General features: G+C 65.1%; 17 protein-coding genes. 9 read left to right on the top strand and 8 right to left on the bottom strand.

Going from position 1 to position 15,907, the window contains the following annotated elements; all coding sequences use genetic code 11:
* Positions 1–30: 30 nt before the first annotated feature.
* The 5 genes from ASG64_RS14805 to dnaA form a co-directional block, all read right to left on the bottom strand.
* Positions 31–585: a DUF721 family protein gene (locus tag ASG64_RS14805; protein WP_056074222.1), complete on the bottom strand. Its 555-nt coding sequence runs from the start codon at positions 583–585 to the stop codon at positions 31–33.
* The gene (recF, locus tag ASG64_RS14800; RefSeq protein WP_056074221.1) at positions 582–1,847 is read right to left on the bottom strand and encodes a DNA replication/repair protein RecF; all 1,266 of its coding nucleotides are present in this window, start codon (positions 1,845–1,847) and stop codon (positions 582–584) included. Before recF ends, ASG64_RS14805 begins: the two co-directional genes overlap by 4 nt.
* A complete protein-coding gene (gnd, locus tag ASG64_RS14795; protein WP_442970461.1) occupies positions 1,848–2,771 on the bottom strand; it encodes a phosphogluconate dehydrogenase (NAD(+)-dependent, decarboxylating) in 924 nt (307 codons plus the stop codon).
* 43 nt (positions 2,772–2,814) lie between these two features.
* A complete protein-coding gene (gene dnaN, locus ASG64_RS14790; RefSeq protein ID WP_056074421.1) occupies positions 2,815–3,999 on the bottom strand; it encodes a DNA polymerase III subunit beta in 1,185 nt (394 codons plus the stop codon).
* A gap of 487 nt (positions 4,000–4,486) precedes the next feature.
* Positions 4,487–6,046, bottom strand: a complete 1,560-nt coding sequence (gene dnaA, locus ASG64_RS14785; RefSeq protein ID WP_042573559.1) for a chromosomal replication initiator protein DnaA — start codon at positions 6,044–6,046, stop codon at positions 4,487–4,489.
* A gap of 625 nt (positions 6,047–6,671) precedes the next feature.
* Here dnaA and rpmH point away from each other — a divergent pair.
* From rpmH to ASG64_RS14745, 9 genes are all read left to right on the top strand, one after another.
* On the top strand, positions 6,672–6,815 hold the full coding sequence (gene rpmH / locus ASG64_RS14780; protein ID WP_027505944.1) for a 50S ribosomal protein L34: 144 nt from the start codon (positions 6,672–6,674) through the stop codon (positions 6,813–6,815).
* Positions 6,816–6,839: 24 nt separating this feature from the next.
* Positions 6,840–7,265 (top strand): ribonuclease P protein component, encoded by a 426-nt coding sequence (gene rnpA / locus ASG64_RS14775; protein WP_042573471.1) that lies wholly within the window; start codon positions 6,840–6,842, stop codon positions 7,263–7,265.
* Entirely contained in the window at positions 7,262–7,594 is a 333-nt protein-coding gene (gene yidD, locus ASG64_RS21315) for a membrane protein insertion efficiency factor YidD (protein WP_082042906.1), read from the top strand. The genes rnpA and yidD overlap by 4 nt, the downstream gene beginning before the upstream one ends.
* A 4-nt stretch (positions 7,595–7,598) precedes the next feature.
* Entirely contained in the window at positions 7,599–8,693 is a 1,095-nt protein-coding gene (gene yidC, locus ASG64_RS14770; protein ID WP_042573470.1) for a membrane protein insertase YidC, read from the top strand.
* Between the two features lie 60 nt (positions 8,694–8,753).
* A complete protein-coding gene (locus ASG64_RS14765) occupies positions 8,754–9,356 on the top strand; it encodes a Jag family protein (RefSeq protein ID WP_056074220.1) in 603 nt (200 codons plus the stop codon).
* Between the two features lie 167 nt (positions 9,357–9,523).
* Positions 9,524–10,225 carry a 16S rRNA (guanine(527)-N(7))-methyltransferase RsmG gene (gene rsmG, locus ASG64_RS14760; protein ID WP_042573468.1) on the top strand — a complete coding sequence of 234 codons (702 nt, stop codon included), beginning with the start codon at positions 9,524–9,526 and terminating at the stop codon, positions 10,223–10,225.
* Positions 10,226–10,367: 142 nt separating this feature from the next.
* Positions 10,368–11,264: a ParA family protein gene (locus tag ASG64_RS14755; protein ID WP_231568602.1), complete on the top strand. Its 897-nt coding sequence runs from the start codon at positions 10,368–10,370 to the stop codon at positions 11,262–11,264.
* Positions 11,261–12,253, top strand: a complete 993-nt coding sequence (locus tag ASG64_RS14750; RefSeq protein WP_056074219.1) for a ParB/RepB/Spo0J family partition protein — start codon at positions 11,261–11,263, stop codon at positions 12,251–12,253. Before ASG64_RS14755 ends, ASG64_RS14750 begins: the two co-directional genes overlap by 4 nt.
* Positions 12,254–12,466: 213 nt before the next feature.
* Positions 12,467–13,177, top strand: coding sequence for a hypothetical protein (locus ASG64_RS14745; protein WP_042573465.1), 711 nt, complete (start codon positions 12,467–12,469; stop codon positions 13,175–13,177).
* Positions 13,178–13,189: 12 nt separating this feature from the next.
* Here the strand turns inward: ASG64_RS14745 and ASG64_RS14740 are convergent, their stop codons facing one another.
* The 3 genes from ASG64_RS14740 to trxB form a co-directional block, all read right to left on the bottom strand.
* A complete protein-coding gene (locus ASG64_RS14740) occupies positions 13,190–14,380 on the bottom strand; it encodes an N-acetylmuramoyl-L-alanine amidase (RefSeq protein ID WP_056074218.1) in 1,191 nt (396 codons plus the stop codon).
* Between the two features lie 156 nt (positions 14,381–14,536).
* On the bottom strand, positions 14,537–14,869 hold the full coding sequence (gene trxA / locus ASG64_RS14735; RefSeq protein WP_042573463.1) for a thioredoxin: 333 nt from the start codon (positions 14,867–14,869) through the stop codon (positions 14,537–14,539).
* Between the two features lie 37 nt (positions 14,870–14,906).
* Positions 14,907–15,896 (bottom strand): thioredoxin-disulfide reductase, encoded by a 990-nt coding sequence (trxB, locus tag ASG64_RS14730; RefSeq protein ID WP_056074217.1) that lies wholly within the window; start codon positions 15,894–15,896, stop codon positions 14,907–14,909.
* Between the last annotated feature and the right edge of the window lie 11 nt (positions 15,897–15,907).

The raw sequence follows: 15,907 nt of genomic DNA, 5'->3' as shown, positions 1-15,907 counted from the left end.
CCACGCCGATGTGATCAACACCCGTTGAGGTCAGCCGTACGTATCCCTGGGTCCTCGACCGGACACGTGGCGTTCGCCCTTCCGCCAACTGGGGGCGGCCGGACCGGTGATACGCAGGGACGTCACGACACCGTGCCCTACCGATGCAGCGATCTTGGCGATAATCTGGGATTGCAGCAGACGGAGTTGCGTCGCCCACGCCGTCGACTCGGCCGACACGGACAGAACGCCCTCGCGCACGGAGACCGCACTGGTGTGTGCGGCGATGTCCTCCCCCACGACCTGACTCCACCTGCCGAGCACTGTTCCCTCGTCGACCTTGGCCGACCATCCGCGCGACTTGGCCAACGACTTGGCCAACGACCCGAGCGCCTGCGGATCACGATCGTCGGGCCGCGACCCCGACCAGGTGCGGGACCGACGCGGCCGACGCTGTGTCGACGCGCGTCCTTGACCGACGGCCTTACCGTTGGCCTTCGCCGCGGCGCGTGCGTTCTCCAGCGCTCGACGCGCGATGTCCGCTCCCCGCAGGGGTGGTTCGTCCGAACCCCCGGCGAACGGCACCGCCGCGTCGTCGTCGGTCATCGCTCGCCCCCTTCCGCTGTGTCGTCGCCAGTATGGATCGGTACTCCGACATCCACCGAGGTGTCGTCGAACTCCGTCAGCTCGGAGGCACGCGCCTGCTCGGTATCGTGTGCGCGCACGTCCAAGCGTCTCGCGGCAAGCTCGGGCGGAACGTCCTCCGCGACGGCCGCGGTGACGAGGACCTGCTCGGCGGTCACGGCGACACCGGCCAGGGCGGTACGCCGAGCTCGATCGAGTTCGGCGAACACGTCGTCGAGGAGAAGTACCGGATCCGACCCCTCGCCACGGAGAAGCTCGAAGGACCCGAGCCGCAGCGACAGCGCGAACGACCAGGACTCCCCATGGCTGGCAAAGCCTTTCGCCGGATCGGTGCCCAGTGTCAGATCCAGATCGTCGCGATGCGGACCCACCAGAGTCACCCCACGATCTATCTCGCGAGAGCGCACCACCGAGAGTTGTTGGAGGAAAGCAGCTTCCAGCACCTCGATGTCATCGGGTTCTTCGGCGCGCGTCGTGTCGAGAATCTCCGGCGGCATCGACTCGCCGATACTGCAGCGGTAGTCGATCCGCGCCGGCCGCGACGACGGGGCGATACTGCCGTACGACGCGGCCACGTACGGCCCGACATCACGGACAGCCCGGATGCGATGACCGATGATCTCCGCACCGAATGCCGCGAGTTGCGCGTCCCAGACCTCGAGGGTGGCCAGTGCGTTGGCCCCGTCCGTCGACGAGGACCCACGTCGCAGCGCCCCGCCACCGGTCTTGAGCAGGGCCGACCGCTGACGCAGGACCCTGTCGTAATCGGCTCGCACGGCGGCCATTCGGGGAGATCGGGCGACGATCAGCTCGTCGAGATAGCGTCGTCGATCGCTGGGATCTCCCCGCACCATCGACAAGTCCTCGGGTGCGAACAGCACGGTGTTCAGGATGCCCAGAACGTCACGCGGACGACGCGCCGGTGAGGTGTTGATGCGTGCGCGGTTGGCCCTGCCGTCGTTGATCTCGACGTCCACCGTGAGTTCTCGGCCGTCGTTCACGACCGTCGCACGCACCAGCGCCCGCTCGGCACCCGTCCTGATCAGCGGCGCATCTCCCGATACGCGATGCGACGACAACGTCGCGATATATCCCAAGGCCTCGAGGATGTTGGTCTTCCCGTGGCCGTTGGGGCCCACGAACACCGTGGCCCCCGGACGCAGGTCGACCGAAAGTTGCTGCCAGGAACGGAAATCGACCAGGGTCGCCGAGCGGACGAACACTTACGCCCCGGTGCTCTCCGTGTTGGGCGCACGCTGCACGGCGTGACCGCCGAACTGGTTACGCAGAGCGGAGACGGCCTTCATCGCCGGCGAGTCCACCTGACGCGAGGCGAATCGTGCGAACAGCGCGGCCGAGATGACCGGCGCGGGAACGGAATGCCGGATCGCTTCTTCGACAGTCCACCGACCCTCGCCCGAGTCCTGCGTGAACCCGGAGATGTCGGTGAAGCCCGGATCCTCCTGCAACGCTTTGACGAGCAGATCGAGCAGCCACGAGCGGACGACGGTGCCCTTGGTCCACGCTCGCACCACACCGGTGACGTCCTCGATGAGGTCCTCGGCGGCGAGCAGTTCGTATCCTTCGGCGTACGCGTGCATGAGCCCGTACTCGATACCGTTGTGCACCATCTTCGCGTAGTGACCCGCACCGACGGGTCCGGCGTGGACGAAGCCGTCCGCACGCTCACCCTCGGGACGCAGCGCGTCGAACAGCGGCATCGCGCGTTCTACGTCCGCCGCGGCACCGCCGACCATGAGGCCGTACCCGTTCTCGAGCCCCCAGACGCCGCCCGACACACCGGCGTCGATGTAGCCGATTCCCTTGGCTGCCAACAGTTCCGCGTGCACAGCGTCGTCCGTGAAGCGCGAGTTTCCTCCGTCGATGACCAGGTCACCTTCCGAGAGGACCTCCGAGAGACTGGTGACGGTGTCGCGCGTGACCGGACCCGACGGAACCATGACCCACACGATGCGCGGAGCGGGGAGCGCCTCGGCGAGAGCCTGGAGCGACTCGACGTCGGTGACCTCGGGACGGGGGTCGTATCCGGTGACCTCTATGTCGTGGCGCCGCAGGCGCTCACGCATGTTGAAGCCCATCTTTCCCAGACCGATCAGACCGATGTTCATACGTGGCTTCCTTTCGATGGACGAACGCGGATGCTCCCCGAAACGGACCGACGGAGAAGAATCAGCCCGGGAGGCGAACCGGCATCAGCAGGTAGGTGTACGCACTGCGGGGAGCGGTGAAGGTGCCCGTCTCGTCGGCTTGGAGTTCGTCCTCGCCCGCCGGTCGCAGAACAGCCGGCCGACTGGGTGTGGTGAAACCGAACGACACCCGCTCCGTGTGCAGTGAGTTCAACCCGTCGATGAGGTACCCCGGATTGAACGCGATCACCAGCGGCTCGCCCTGGAAGTTGGCCTCTATGGACTCCTCGGCCTTACCGGCGTCGTCGCCGCCGGCGGAGAGGGTGACGGTGTCGGCGGCGAACTCGAGACGCACCTGCGCTCCGCGCTCGGCGAGCAGGGCTACACGCTTGATGGCCTCGAGCAGCGGTGCGATGGGAACGGTCGCCACCGCGGTGTGCTCGGACGGCAGCAGCTGTCGGAACTTGGGGAATTCCGCATCGAGCAGACGTGTCGTGGTGCGACGACCGTCGCTCACGATGCCCAGCAGACCGTCGTTGCCGATGTGGGACGCCGAGCCGAGAGCCAGCTCGACAGCCGACTCCGCGCCTCCACCAATGGTTTTCGCGGATTCGGAGAGAGTCTTGGCGGGAATGAGCACCGCGGCGGCAGTACCTGCGGATGCGGGGGTCCAGTCCAACTCGCGCACGGCGAGGCGGAAGCGATCGGTCGCCGCGAGGACGACGGAGTCACCGTCGATCTCCATGCGGATACCCGTCAGCATCGGAAGAGTGTCGTCCTTACCGGCGGCGATGGCGACCTGACCGATGGCCTCGGCGAACAATTCGACCGGGATGGTGCCGGTCTGCGAGGGGAGCTCCGGGAGCTGCGGGTAGTCCTCGACCGGCATCGTCGGGAGCGAGAACTTCGCGCTGCCGCAGGTGATGAGAACTTTGGTGCCGTCGACCGAGACGTCGACCGGCTTGTTCGGCAGCGAACGCGTGATGTCGGCGAGCAACTTGCCGGACACGAGGACCTGGCCGCCGCCGGCGACCTCGACGGGGACGCGAACCTGCGCCGAGACCTCGTAGTCGAAGCCGGAGACCGTCAGGCCGGAGTCGTCGACGGACAACAACACGCCACCGAGAACAGGAACCGCGGGCCGGGACGGGAGCGATCGAGCTACCCAGGCCACCGAATCGGAGAAATCTTCTCGAGCAACTCGAAACTTCACACTGCCAAGCTCCATCGCCCGGTTGATCCTCTCGCTGACCTGCTCCACACGAGTTGGTGGGCAAACCACACCGTATGCCCTCGAGGGCGCGCTGAAAAGTCGGGCCACCCTCGATCCGGGACCGGGGCGGAGGGTTGTGAATGGATCTGTCCCCACCCTGTTTTCAAAAGGATCTTCTTGGATAGAGATACAAGCAACAGTCATAGGTCCTGTGGAATCTGTGGATCGAGTATGTCCGGTGCTGGTGGTACGGCGTGGCGGCTCGAGGATGAACCCGGGCATCGATGACCGGTTCGACGGGGTGGCATGTGGACGAACGGTGGACTGTGCGCGAACTACACGTTTCATCCCCGGGGTATCCACGTTATTCACACAGTTGTCCACAGGTGTGTATCGAGCCGAATCGGGTGTTCGTCGAGTGGGAATTCGACTGCCGCCGGAACGAGAACGGCCGCCCGGAGCCCACGAGGGGCGTCCGGACGGCCGTGATCGGTCACCGAGATCAGCGCTTGGAGCGCTGCTTGACCCTTGCGGTCAGTTCCTGAACCTGGTTGTACGTGCGATGCCGCTCGGCCATCTCCTTGCGGATCTTCTTGTCGGCATACATCACGGTCGTGTGGTCGCGGCCGAACGTCTGTCCGATCTTCGGCAGGGAGAGATCGGTCAGCTCACGGCACAGGTACATCGCGATCTGCCGGGCTTGCGCCAGTGCGCGCGCCTTGCCGGGCCCGCACAGCTCGTCTATCGATGTGTCGAAGTACTCGGCCGTGACGGCCATGATCGTGGCAGCGGTGATCTCGAGGCCTGAGGAGTCGGGCATCAGGTCACGCAGCACGGCTTCGGCCAGCGCCGTGTCGAGCGTGTGGCCGTTGAGTGACGCGAACGCCGTCACACGGATCAGCGCACCCTCGAGTTCACGGATGTTCCGCTCGATACGACTGGCGATCAGCTCGAGCACCTCGTGCGGCACGTCCAGGCGATCCATCTGCGCCTTCTTGCTCAGGATCGCGATGCGCGTCTCGAGTTCCGGCGGCTGGACGTCGGTGATGAGGCCCCACTCGAAGCGGGTGCGCAAACGTTCCTCGAGGGTCGCCAGCTGCTTGGGCGGGCGGTCCGAGGAGACCACGATCTGCTTGTTGGCGTTGTGGAGCGTGTTGAAGGTATGGAAGAACTCCTCCTGGATGCCTTCCTTGCCCTCGATGAACTGGATGTCGTCGACCAGCAGCACGTCCGTCTCGCGGTAGCGGCGCTTGAACGCGACCTTGCGGTCGTCTCGGAGGCTGTTGATGAAGTCGTTCGTGAATTCCTCGGTCGAGACGTACTTGACGCGCATCCCCGGGAAGAGACGTTGGGCGTAATGGCCGGCAGCGTGCAGCAGGTGGGTCTTTCCCAGACCGGATGCTCCCCAGACGAACAGCGGGTTGTACGCACGGGCGGGGGCTTCGGCGATAGCGACGGCGGCGGCGTGGGCGAAACGATTGGACGCCCCGATGACGAACGTGTCGAAGGTGTACTTCGCATTCAGGCTCGTGCTGCCGGTCGGGATCGACGTGGACCGTGGAGGAACTGTGTAGGACGTCGGCCACGAGTTCTGCACGCTGGTCAGTGCGTCGCGGTCGTCGTCGACTTCCTCGTGGTCTCCGTAGTCGCTGCTCTCCGAGTCGGACGGTTCGCCGGCCGTCGACTCCGTCAGCAGCCGTCGCCGGTAGACGGGTGCACTGTGGGTCACCTCGGGTTTGCGGTCGGTCTCGATATCCACGGCGACGGCGTCCGGAACCTCGGCGTTGGGCGCCAGACGGACTCCGAGTCCTTCGACGGGTTGATCGAGATGCCGTCCGAGCGACGCCAGAATCGGTTCGCGCAGGCCCCGCTCGACCGCTTCCTGCGCGATCGAGGACGGGACCGACAGCAGAGCGAAACCTTGCGCCAGAGTGATGGGACGTACGAGAGCGAGCCATGCCTTCTGTGCGCGGGACAGAGATGCACCCGAGTTCGATTCGGCAGTCAACTCTGCGACGACCGTCGGCCACACTGCGGCCAACACGTCCGGATCGTCCTCCACGGTGCCTCCGATCGGGCCGTGGACGGTGCCTCGGCCGAAGTTCGCCGGCAGTCCCCACGGGCCCTGTCCGACGAGTCGAATATGCCACCCGACCTGTGTTTCCACATAATTATCCACAGCTGTGGACAAACGACATCGGTGTAGCTCCGCGGCGGGTTCCCGACAGTCGATCCGACAGCGTGACGCTCTGACCTGCAGGTTCGTCGTGTCTCGTCGTCAGGCCTCGACGGGAGGGCGGACAGCGGACATGCGTGCAGGCAGTCGTCCCTGTGGAGAAAGGGTGACCGGCGGCGGAGTGCACGGACCCCGGGTCCGTGAACTCGTCAGCAGCGAAGCTAGCAGGATCAGTGAGTCGTAACAAGACGAACGGTTCCGTCGGTGGTCCGGACGGCGAGGCCCGTCCGTGGCGTGTCGTGCGTGCGCCGCGGCGTCCGGTGAGGTAGCGCAGTTTGACCTCGTTCGACGGCGTCAGTACCCTCGAACGGTCACCTGCAGCATGTGCGCGGGACGGTTGTGCCGTCCTCCTCTTGCGCGGGAGTCCACACACTCGAGTTCGCCGAACTCGCGACCACCAGCACACACCGGTACGTCGTCACGACTGCCGATATCTTCGAGGAGTACCACCGTGGCCAAGGGCAAGCGGACGTTCCAGCCGAACAACCGTCGTCGTGCACGCGTGCACGGCTTCCGTCTGCGTATGCGGACGCGTGCCGGTCGCGCGATCGTGTCCGCACGTCGCGGCAAGGGCCGCGCGTCGCTGACTGCCTGACAGTTCTTCCTACCTGGACGCGCGGTGCTTCCCGAGCAGCATCGGCTGCACCGCACGTCCGAGTTCCAGAACGCTGTCCGCCGCGGTCGCCGAACCGGCCGACACGACGTCGTCGTCCACCTGTATGCGCGGGACGACACGACGTCGTTGGAGTCGCCGATCGGCGCTCGGTTCGGACTGGTCGTGAGTAAAGCAGTGGGGCCGGCGGTGACTCGACACAGAGTCGCACGCCGGCTTCGTCATATCTGCAGCTCGGTACTTCCTGTCGTGTCCAAGGACGTCGACGTCGTACTTCGCGCACTTCCCGGTGCTGCCGTCGCAACGTCGTCGGACCTCGAGCGCCAGGTGGTGTCGAGCCTGCGTCGACTCGGAGCACTACCCGCCATGAATTCCTCTCCCCCGGTCCCCTCCGAGAGCAACGCTGCCTCGGCCAGGTCCGTGACGGGATGACGGGATCGGCGAGGCACATGGCGAAGCGGGTGATCGCGTCACCTGCCCGGCTGGCCATCTTCGTGATCGACCTCTACCGCACGTATGTGTCCCCGATGCGGATGCCCACCTGCCGGTTCACACCGACATGCAGCGAGTACGCCGTCGATGCGCTGCGCTCACGCGGCCTGGTCGTCGGCACAGTTCTCGCCGTGGTTCGACTCCTCAAGTGCGCGCCCTGGCACCCTGGAGGATGGGACCCGGTTCCACCGCGTCGCCGCGATGCGACCGAACACGCTTCCCCGCAGTCTCATGACCCCGTGAGGGTGAACCAACAGAGGAGTACATAGAGCCGTGCTCGACTTCATCTATTACCCGGTATCCGGAATTCTCTGGGTCTGGCACAAAGTGTTCGGTGCCGTTCTCGGCGCGGACAGCGGTTTCGCGTGGGCGTTGTCGGTGGTGTTCCTCGTCTTCACGCTCCGGCTGATTCTCTACAAGCCCTTCGTCAAGCAGGTCCGCACGACGCGACAGATGCAGGAGCTGCAGCCGCAGATCAAGGCACTGCAGAAGAAGTACGGCAAGGACCGTCAGAAGCTTGCCGTGGAGATGCAGAAGCTCCAGAAGGAGCACGGCTTCAATCCGATCATGGGTTGCCTCCCCGTGTTGGCGCAGGCACCGGTCTTCATCGGCCTGTTCCATGTGCTCCGGTCCTTCAACCGCACCGGTACCGGTATCGGTCAGCTGGGTCTGACCCCCGAGGTCAACGCCGAGACGCCGAACTACTTCTTCAGCGTCGAGGACGTGCAGTCCTTCCTGTCGGCGCGACTGTTCGGTGCGCCCATCTCGGCGGCCATCACGTCACCCGAGTCACAGCTGCGCGCGTTCGAGCCGTTCGGTGGCATCCCGTCGATCGGGCCCATCATCGCGGTCTCCGTTCCGCTGATGATCATCGCCAGCATCGCGACGCACCTGAACTCGCGTGCATCCGTCGCTCGACAGAGCGAGGCGGCCGCAGCCAACCCTCAGTCCGCGATCATGAACAAGCTCGCGCTGTACGTCTTCCCCCTCGGTGTGCTCGTCGGTGGCCCGTTCCTCCCCGTGGCCATCCTTCTGTACTGGGTGAGCAACAACATGTGGACGTACGGCCAGCAGCACCTCGTCTTCGGCAAGATCGACAAGGAAGAGGCGGCGAAGAAGGAAGCTGCCCTCGAGCGTCGCAACGACAATGCACCCAAGCCCGGCGCTCGTCCTGACGCGCTGAAGAAGAAGCCGGCGCCCGGAGCCAAGCCGACGCGTACGGCCGGCGCCGAGTCGCCCGTGGAGTCGACGGCCGATTCGGACGCCCAGCCGACGGTCGGGGACAGCACGTCGAACGGCGTGGCCAAGCCGCGGAAGAAGAAGGCACCTCCCGGCAAGGTCCGACCCAAGCAGCAGCGACGCCGGTGATCTCCGGATCACGCTCGGCGATACTCTCGAACATCTGAAGCGACCGAAGTGCGGACGGAAATGGACGACAACGTGACCATCGATTCGAAGACAGACGACAAGGACGTTCCGGCGGTGGAATCCGACGAAGCGGTGACGACGGCGGATGCCGGTGACTCGGTCGACTCCGAGACGGTTGCTCCTCTCGATGACGAGGACGACACCGACTACCTCGTCGAAGAGGGCGAGATCGCCGGCGATTACCTCGAGCAGCTTCTCGACGTCCTCGACTTCGACGGCGACATCGATCTGGACGTCGAGGGTGACCGCGCTGTCGTCAGCATCGACGGAGGCAAGGATCTCAACAAGCTCGTCGGGCGACAGGGCGAGGTTCTCGACGCTTTGCAGGAGTTGACTCGGCTGGCCGTACAGCAGTCCACCGGTGAGCGGAGCAAGCTGATGCTCGACGTTGCGGGGTGGCGTGCCGGACGTCGCGAGGAACTGACTCGGCTCGGTATCCAGGCCGCCGCTCGGGTAGCGGAGACAGGTGAGCGTGAGCCGCTCGACCCGATGACTCCGTTCGAGCGCAAGATCGTCCACGACGCCGTTGCGGCTGTGGCCGGCGTGACGAGTGAGAGCGAAGGCGTCGAGCCGAACCGACACGTGGTCGTCGTCAAGGAGTGACCTTCGTACATCCGCACGACACAAGGGACGCGATCGATGATCGCGTCCCTTTGTCATGTGTGGACTGCGATGTCCGAGCGAATCACTAGACTTCTGGTCGCACCGTATCGGTGCCGCACGTGAATTACACCAGTGTGGTTTATGGCGTCCTCGGGCGTCGCGAGAGGATGTTTCACGTGGAACACGAAACCCAGCCGGACTCCTCGTGGATCGACGGTGCCCTCGTTCGGGTGTTCGGCGACCGTGTCGAGTTGGCACAGCGCTATCACGCATCGTTGAGCACGGACGGCGTCGAACGTGGACTGATCGGGCCGCGCGAGGTCCCCCGGCTGTGGGAACGACACCTTCTCAACTGTGCCGTCGTAGGTGAGTTGATTCCCGACGGGGCAAGTGTTGTCGACGTCGGTAGCGGTGCCGGACTTCCCGGAATCCCGCTCGCGATTGCCCGGCCTGATCTGACGATCTTCTTGGTGGAACCACTCCTTCGCCGGACGGTGTACCTGGCAGAGATCGTCGAGGCGCTCGGTCTGAGCGTGACCGTTGTTCGTGGCCGCGCCGAGCAACCCGGTGTGATCAAGGAAGCCGGCGGCTGCGATGTGGTGACCTCGCGCGCTGTGGCGCCGTTGGAGAAGTTGGCCCGTTGGTCCCTGCCCCTCGTCCACGAACGCGGTGTGATGCTCGCTCTGAAGGGCAGTACCGCCCAGGAGGAGATCGACAGAGACAAGGGAACCTTGACGCGCATCGGTGCGAAGAATCTCGAGGTCCTGCAGTGCGGTCAGGACGTTGTTCCGACACCGACTATCGTTGTGCGCGCGGAGCGAGCCGTGCGTGGTGCGCGAGTCCCCAAGTTCGCTGCCGGATCACGCTGAGCGTCCGTGCGTCGCGGCTCGTCCATTCTTGAAGGAGTAGTACATGTCGGGTGAATCCGGATCCTCTGTTTCACGTGAAACAGGATCGGCCGGCGTTTCACGTGAAACACCGAGCGCATCGGACTCGTACGGGTACTCCCCCATGACGTCCGATGACACACCGATCGGCGCCGCGGCTCAACGCGCCAGTCAGGTCCTGCACCCGGGCGGGGTCGCGCTGCCGAAGCCGCCCGTTCGACGAGTGCTCACCATCGCGAACCAGAAGGGTGGCGTCGGCAAGACGACCACCGCGGTGAACCTGGCGGCTGCTCTGGCCATCCAGGGATTGTCTGTCCTCGTCGTGGATCTGGATCCTCAGGGCAATGCATCGACGGCGCTCGGTGCGGTGCACACGTCGGGCACCCCCTCGAGTTACGAACTGCTCCTGGGCGAGATCACGGCCGTCGACGCCATCCAACGCAGTCCGAAGAACGACCGCTTGATGTGTATCCCGGCAACGATCGACCTTGCGGGTGCCGAGATCGAGCTCGTGTCGATGGTGGCTCGGGAAGGACGGCTGAAGACAGCGCTGTCCAGTGCTGCACTCGACGACTTGCAGATCGACTTCGTCCTCATCGACTGCCCGCCGTCCCTCGGCCTGCTGACCGTCAACGCCATGGTCGCGGCAACGGAAGTTCTGATTCCGATCCAGTGCGAGTACTACGCGCTCGAGGGCGTGGGCCAACTGCTCCGGAACATCGAGCTGGTGCAGGCACATCTCAATCCCCTGCTCCATGTCTCCACGGTGATCCTGACGATGTACGACGGTCGTACGAAGCTCGCGGATCAGGTGGCCGACGAGGTTCGGCGCCACTTCGGTGGTGCAGTGCTGAAGTCGGTGATTCCTCGCAGCGTCAAGGTGTCGGAAGCACCCGGCTTCGGAATGACGGTGATCGACTATGACCCGGGCTCACGTGGAGCGATGTCGTACCTCGATGCCGGCCGTGAGATGGCCGCACGGAGTGCCGACATGAACGCTGCGAAGGATGGACAGGCATGAGCCAGACACGCAAGGGTGGGTTGGGACGAGGCCTCGCAGCTCTCATTCCCACCTCTCCGGGACAGGGATCGGGTCTGGGATCAGCGGCTGCTGACGTCGTGATCGGTGGTGATCCGAGTGTCGCCACAGCGCCCACACCGACTGCACCCGAGTTGACCGCGGACGATCTCACCCCTGCCGGTGCGGTGTATCGCGAGATCGCACCCAGCAAGATCGAGCCGAATCCGAAGCAACCTCGGACGGTCTTCGAGCAGGAAGCTCTCGACGAACTCGTCCACTCGATTCGCGAGTTCGGGCTCATGCAACCCATCGTGGTGCGGGAAGTCGGGCCCGATCGCTATCAGTTGGTCATGGGTGAGCGCCGATGGCGAGCGAGCCAGGAGGCCGGCCTCGAGGCAATCCCTGCCATCGTTCGCGAGACGGCGGACGACACCCTTCTGCGCGACGCGCTGCTGGAGAACATCCATCGTGTGCAACTGAACCCTCTCGAAGAGGCCGCGGCGTATCAGCAGTTGCTCGAAGAATTCGACGTCACCCACGAGCAGTTGGCCACTCGATTGGGTCGCTCGAGGCCCGTCATCACCAACATGATCCGACTCCTCCGACTGCCGATTCCGGTCCAACGACGGGTCGCTGCCGGTGTGTTGTCGGCGGGACATGCCCGAGCACTGCTGTCCCTCGACGCAGGCGCCGACGCGCAGGAGGAACTGGCCAAGCGCATCGTGGCCGAGGGTCTGTCGGTACGGGCGACCGAAGAAGCGGTGACCCTGGCCAACCGCCAGGAGCCGAGCGCTCCCGGTCCGGCACCGCGGCGCAAGCCGATCCAGATGCCCGGGCTGCAAGACGTCGCCGAGCGCCTGTCGGAGTCGTTCGATACCCGCGTGACCGTGAGCCTGGGTAAGCGAAAAGGGAAGATCGTGGTCGAATTCGGGTCGGTGGACGACCTGGAACGGATCGTCGAGATGATGGAACGCCAGAAGTCGTCCTGACGTCGTCGTTCGCCTGTACGACCACACCGGGACGATTCGTCACTGTGACGTTAATACGACTGTCTGGCCGAATCATGCTGTGCGGCAAGTGATTACGAATTCCGCCGTCGGGGCGTCGCTCGCATCGGCTCCATCGCTTATCCTGGGAGAGATCTACACAGTCGCGGCGGCCGAAGGTTGCTGTGAGTCGGGGTACGGAGGCTGAGAACACGCGTGTCCATCGTCGTCTCCACACTCACGCTCGGCGGGTTCGATTCGCTGCCGGCACATGACCGCAGTTGCGTCTTCTGGACGATGGATCCCGCGGCGGCGTCGACTGCCGCTCTGGTGGATTCCGAATTCGAGAAGGAAGCATGGCTGTCGATGGTCATGCTCGAATGGGGTCCGTGTGGTCAGGTGGCCACCGGAGCCGCACGCTCGGATGTGCCGGTCGCGGCAGATGCTGTCGGGTGCGCTCTGTACGCCCCTCCACGAGCGGTACCCCGCGCCGCACACTTCCCTACCGCGCCCGTCAGTCCCGACGCGGTTCTGCTGACGTCGCTGTACTCACCGTTGGCTGCAGAAGACGGTGACGACATCCGTGAAGCACTCATGCACGCGACAGTGCGCGATCTGATCAACCGAGGAGTGCGCGCTCTCGAGGTCTTCGGAATCCGGCTCGACGACGACGAGAAGGAGAGCCGCTACCTCGGCATCGGTGAGCGGCCTTGCGGCGAACTCACGTGCATGATCGATGCGGACTTCCTGGAGAAGTACGGATTCGAGGTCATTGCACCGCACCATCGATTCCCGCGCCTGCGCCTCGAGCTCGATCGAGACCACGGGTGGAAGGAAGACGTCGAGGCAGCCCTCGAGCGCCTTCTGGAAGCAGCTGCGCTGACGGTGGTCGAAGCAGATGCACGCGTCCCCGTGGGAGCGCGCTGAGGCGAGTGCGGCCTACGCGCGCTCGGCGACCGACAACTCGTACGCCAGGAGTTCGGCGAACGTGAAGGTTCCGGTGGGCTGATCGTCCTGGCCCAGAAGGTACAGCCGCTTCACCGCGACAAGGATTGCTTCCGCGAGGATGTCGCGCATCCGAGGATCCGCCAACACGGCGACGTCCTCCGAGTTGGTGAGGTAGCCCAGATCCAGCTGGACGGTGGGCATGTTGGTCAGTCGCAGGATGTCCCACGTCCTGCCGTGGCTCCTGCAGTCCTGCAGGGGGGTCCGCGCGACGATCTCCCGCTGGATGTAACTGGTGAGCACCTGGCCGATCAGCGACGCCGATCCGTGCGAGTTGCCGAAGTGGAAGCTGGCCACACCGTGGGCCTCCGGGCTGCTGTGTGTGCTGCAGCGCAGAGAGATCATCAGGTCGGCGCCGATGCCGTTCGCCGTGTCGGCTCGCTCGGCAGTCGTCGGATCGACGGCGCGGGACCGTGAGAAGTACGTCTCCATGCCCGTGGCGGCCATACGGCCCTCGAGACGGCCGGCCAGGTCCCAGAGGATGGACTCCTCGGTGATCGGTCCGTGAGGAGTGTCGACGGTCGCGCCGGTGTGGTCACCGCCGAGACCCGGGTCGATGACGATCCGCTTACCGGTCAGTTGCGGACCGGAACGGCGGACGAGTTCTTCCTCGGAAATGGCATGGGGCGAACCGCCGGTGACCCGAGTACCCAGCAGGTCGAGGGCGCGGAGTGTGGCCGGACCGCAGATGCCGTCCGGAGACAGGCCGATTTCGCTCTGGAACGAGGACAAGCCCTCGTGGGTGCGTCCGCCGAAGAAGCCGTCGACACGCTCGTTGTAGAAGCCGAGTTCCTGCAGGCGCCGCTGGAGCGTCGCCACATCGTCGCCGTACAGCGGAGCGGACAGCTGGTAGATGAGCGTTCGTGTACCGAGTCGGAACGACGCCTCTTTCACCGACCGGTACGTCGCCGAATCGACCTCACCGGTGACGAGGAGGCCTCGATGCTGCTGGAACGCACGGACGGCGTCGCCGAGCGGGAGGTCGAACAGGACGTCCGTGTCCGTCCATGTGGACGGCGGGCGTTGGTCGGAGCCGTCGGTGGGTGTGAGGTATCCGAGGCCCGAGAGGATGTCCCGGATCTCCGCGACGGCTGGACCGCGATCGCCGTGGCGGAGTGGTTTCATTCTCTCGTCGACCTTTCGTGAACGCGTCTCGGTGGTAGTTCAGTAGAGGATTCTTTCAGAAGATCATGCTCCTCCGACAATCGAGCCGGGTCCGAACGCGGCCGCGCCCGGCGTGTCATGGACAGGCCGGGCGCGGCTGATGTACTCGGGTGCAGGTCAGGCGATGACACCGTCGAGATCGCGGAGCAGGGCGGCCTTACCCTTCGCGCCGACGATGGTCTTCACCGGTTCACCGTTCTGGAACAGGATCATGGTCGGGATGGACATCACCTTGAAGTCACGAGCCGCCTGCGGGTTCGCGTCGATGTCCAGCTTGGCGATGGTGAGCTTGTCGGCGTGCTCGCCGGCGATCTCTTCGAGGACGGGGGCGACCATCTTGCACGGGCCGCACCAGGTGGCCCAGAAGTCCACGAGAACGGGCTTCTCACTCTGCAGGACCTCGGCCGCGAACGTGTCGTCGCTGATGGTGACGGTGTTCTTGTCGGACATGTGATGCTCCTTCGGTGGTAAGGACTTCGGATGCGGATCAGACGCTGACGGCGTCCACGTCTCGATCGGCGTTCTCGAGGGTGTTCTCGGTGATGTCGCCCTGATCGGCGAGCCAGCGCTCGGCGTCGATCGAGGCCGAACATCCGGTGCCGGCAGCCGTGATGGCCTGCTGGTAGACGTGGTCCACCAGGTCACCGGCGGCGAAGACACCGTCGATGGAAGTCGACGTGGTGGGGTTCTGCACGCGGACGTAGCCGGCCTCGTCGAGGTCCACCTGTCCGCGGACCAGCTCGGAGCGGGGATCGTGGCCGATGGCGACGAACACGCCGGTGACATCGAGGACGCGTTCTTCACCGGAGCGGGTATCGCGGATCTTCAGACCCGTCACACCGGACTCGCCCTGCACCTCGACGACATCGGCGTTGGTGACGAACGTGATCTTCTCGTTCTCCTTGGCGCGCTCGAGCATGATGCGCGACGCCCGGAACTCCTCGCGGCGGTGAACGATGGTCACCGATCGCGCGAAACGGGTGAGGAAGGTGGCTTCCTCCATGGCCGAGTCGCCGCCGCCGATGACGGCGATGTCCTGGTCGCGGAAGAAGAAGCCGTCACAGGTGGCGCACGCGGACACGCCGCGGCCGAGCAGGGTCTGCTCACCGGGAACGCCGAGGTACCGGGCTGCAGCGCCCATGGCGAGGATGACAGCGCGGCCGCGGTATACGGTGCCGTCGACAGTGACGGTCTTGACGTCACCGGTCAGCGACATCTCCTCGACGTCCTCCGTGCGGATGTCGGCGCCGAACCGCATGGCCTGCTCGCGCATCTGCTCCATGAGTTCGGGGCCCATGATGCCGTCGCGGAAGCCGGGGAAGTTCTCCACCTCGGTCGTGGTCATCAGGGCGCCGCCGAACTGGGTGCCCTCGAACACGAGTGGCTTCAGTTCTGCTCGCGCGGCGTACACCGCAGCGGTGTAGCCGGCGGGGCCGGACCCGACGATGATCAGGTCGTGGATGTCCGAAGTAGTCATCTTCGCCTTCC

The sequence above is a fragment of the Rhodococcus sp. Leaf247 genome, assembly GCF_001426185.1.
GTDB lineage: Bacteria > Actinomycetota > Actinomycetes > Mycobacteriales > Mycobacteriaceae > Rhodococcoides.
Note: the sequence above shows the minus strand (reverse complement) of the source record. Positions and strands in the feature narration are given on the sequence as shown.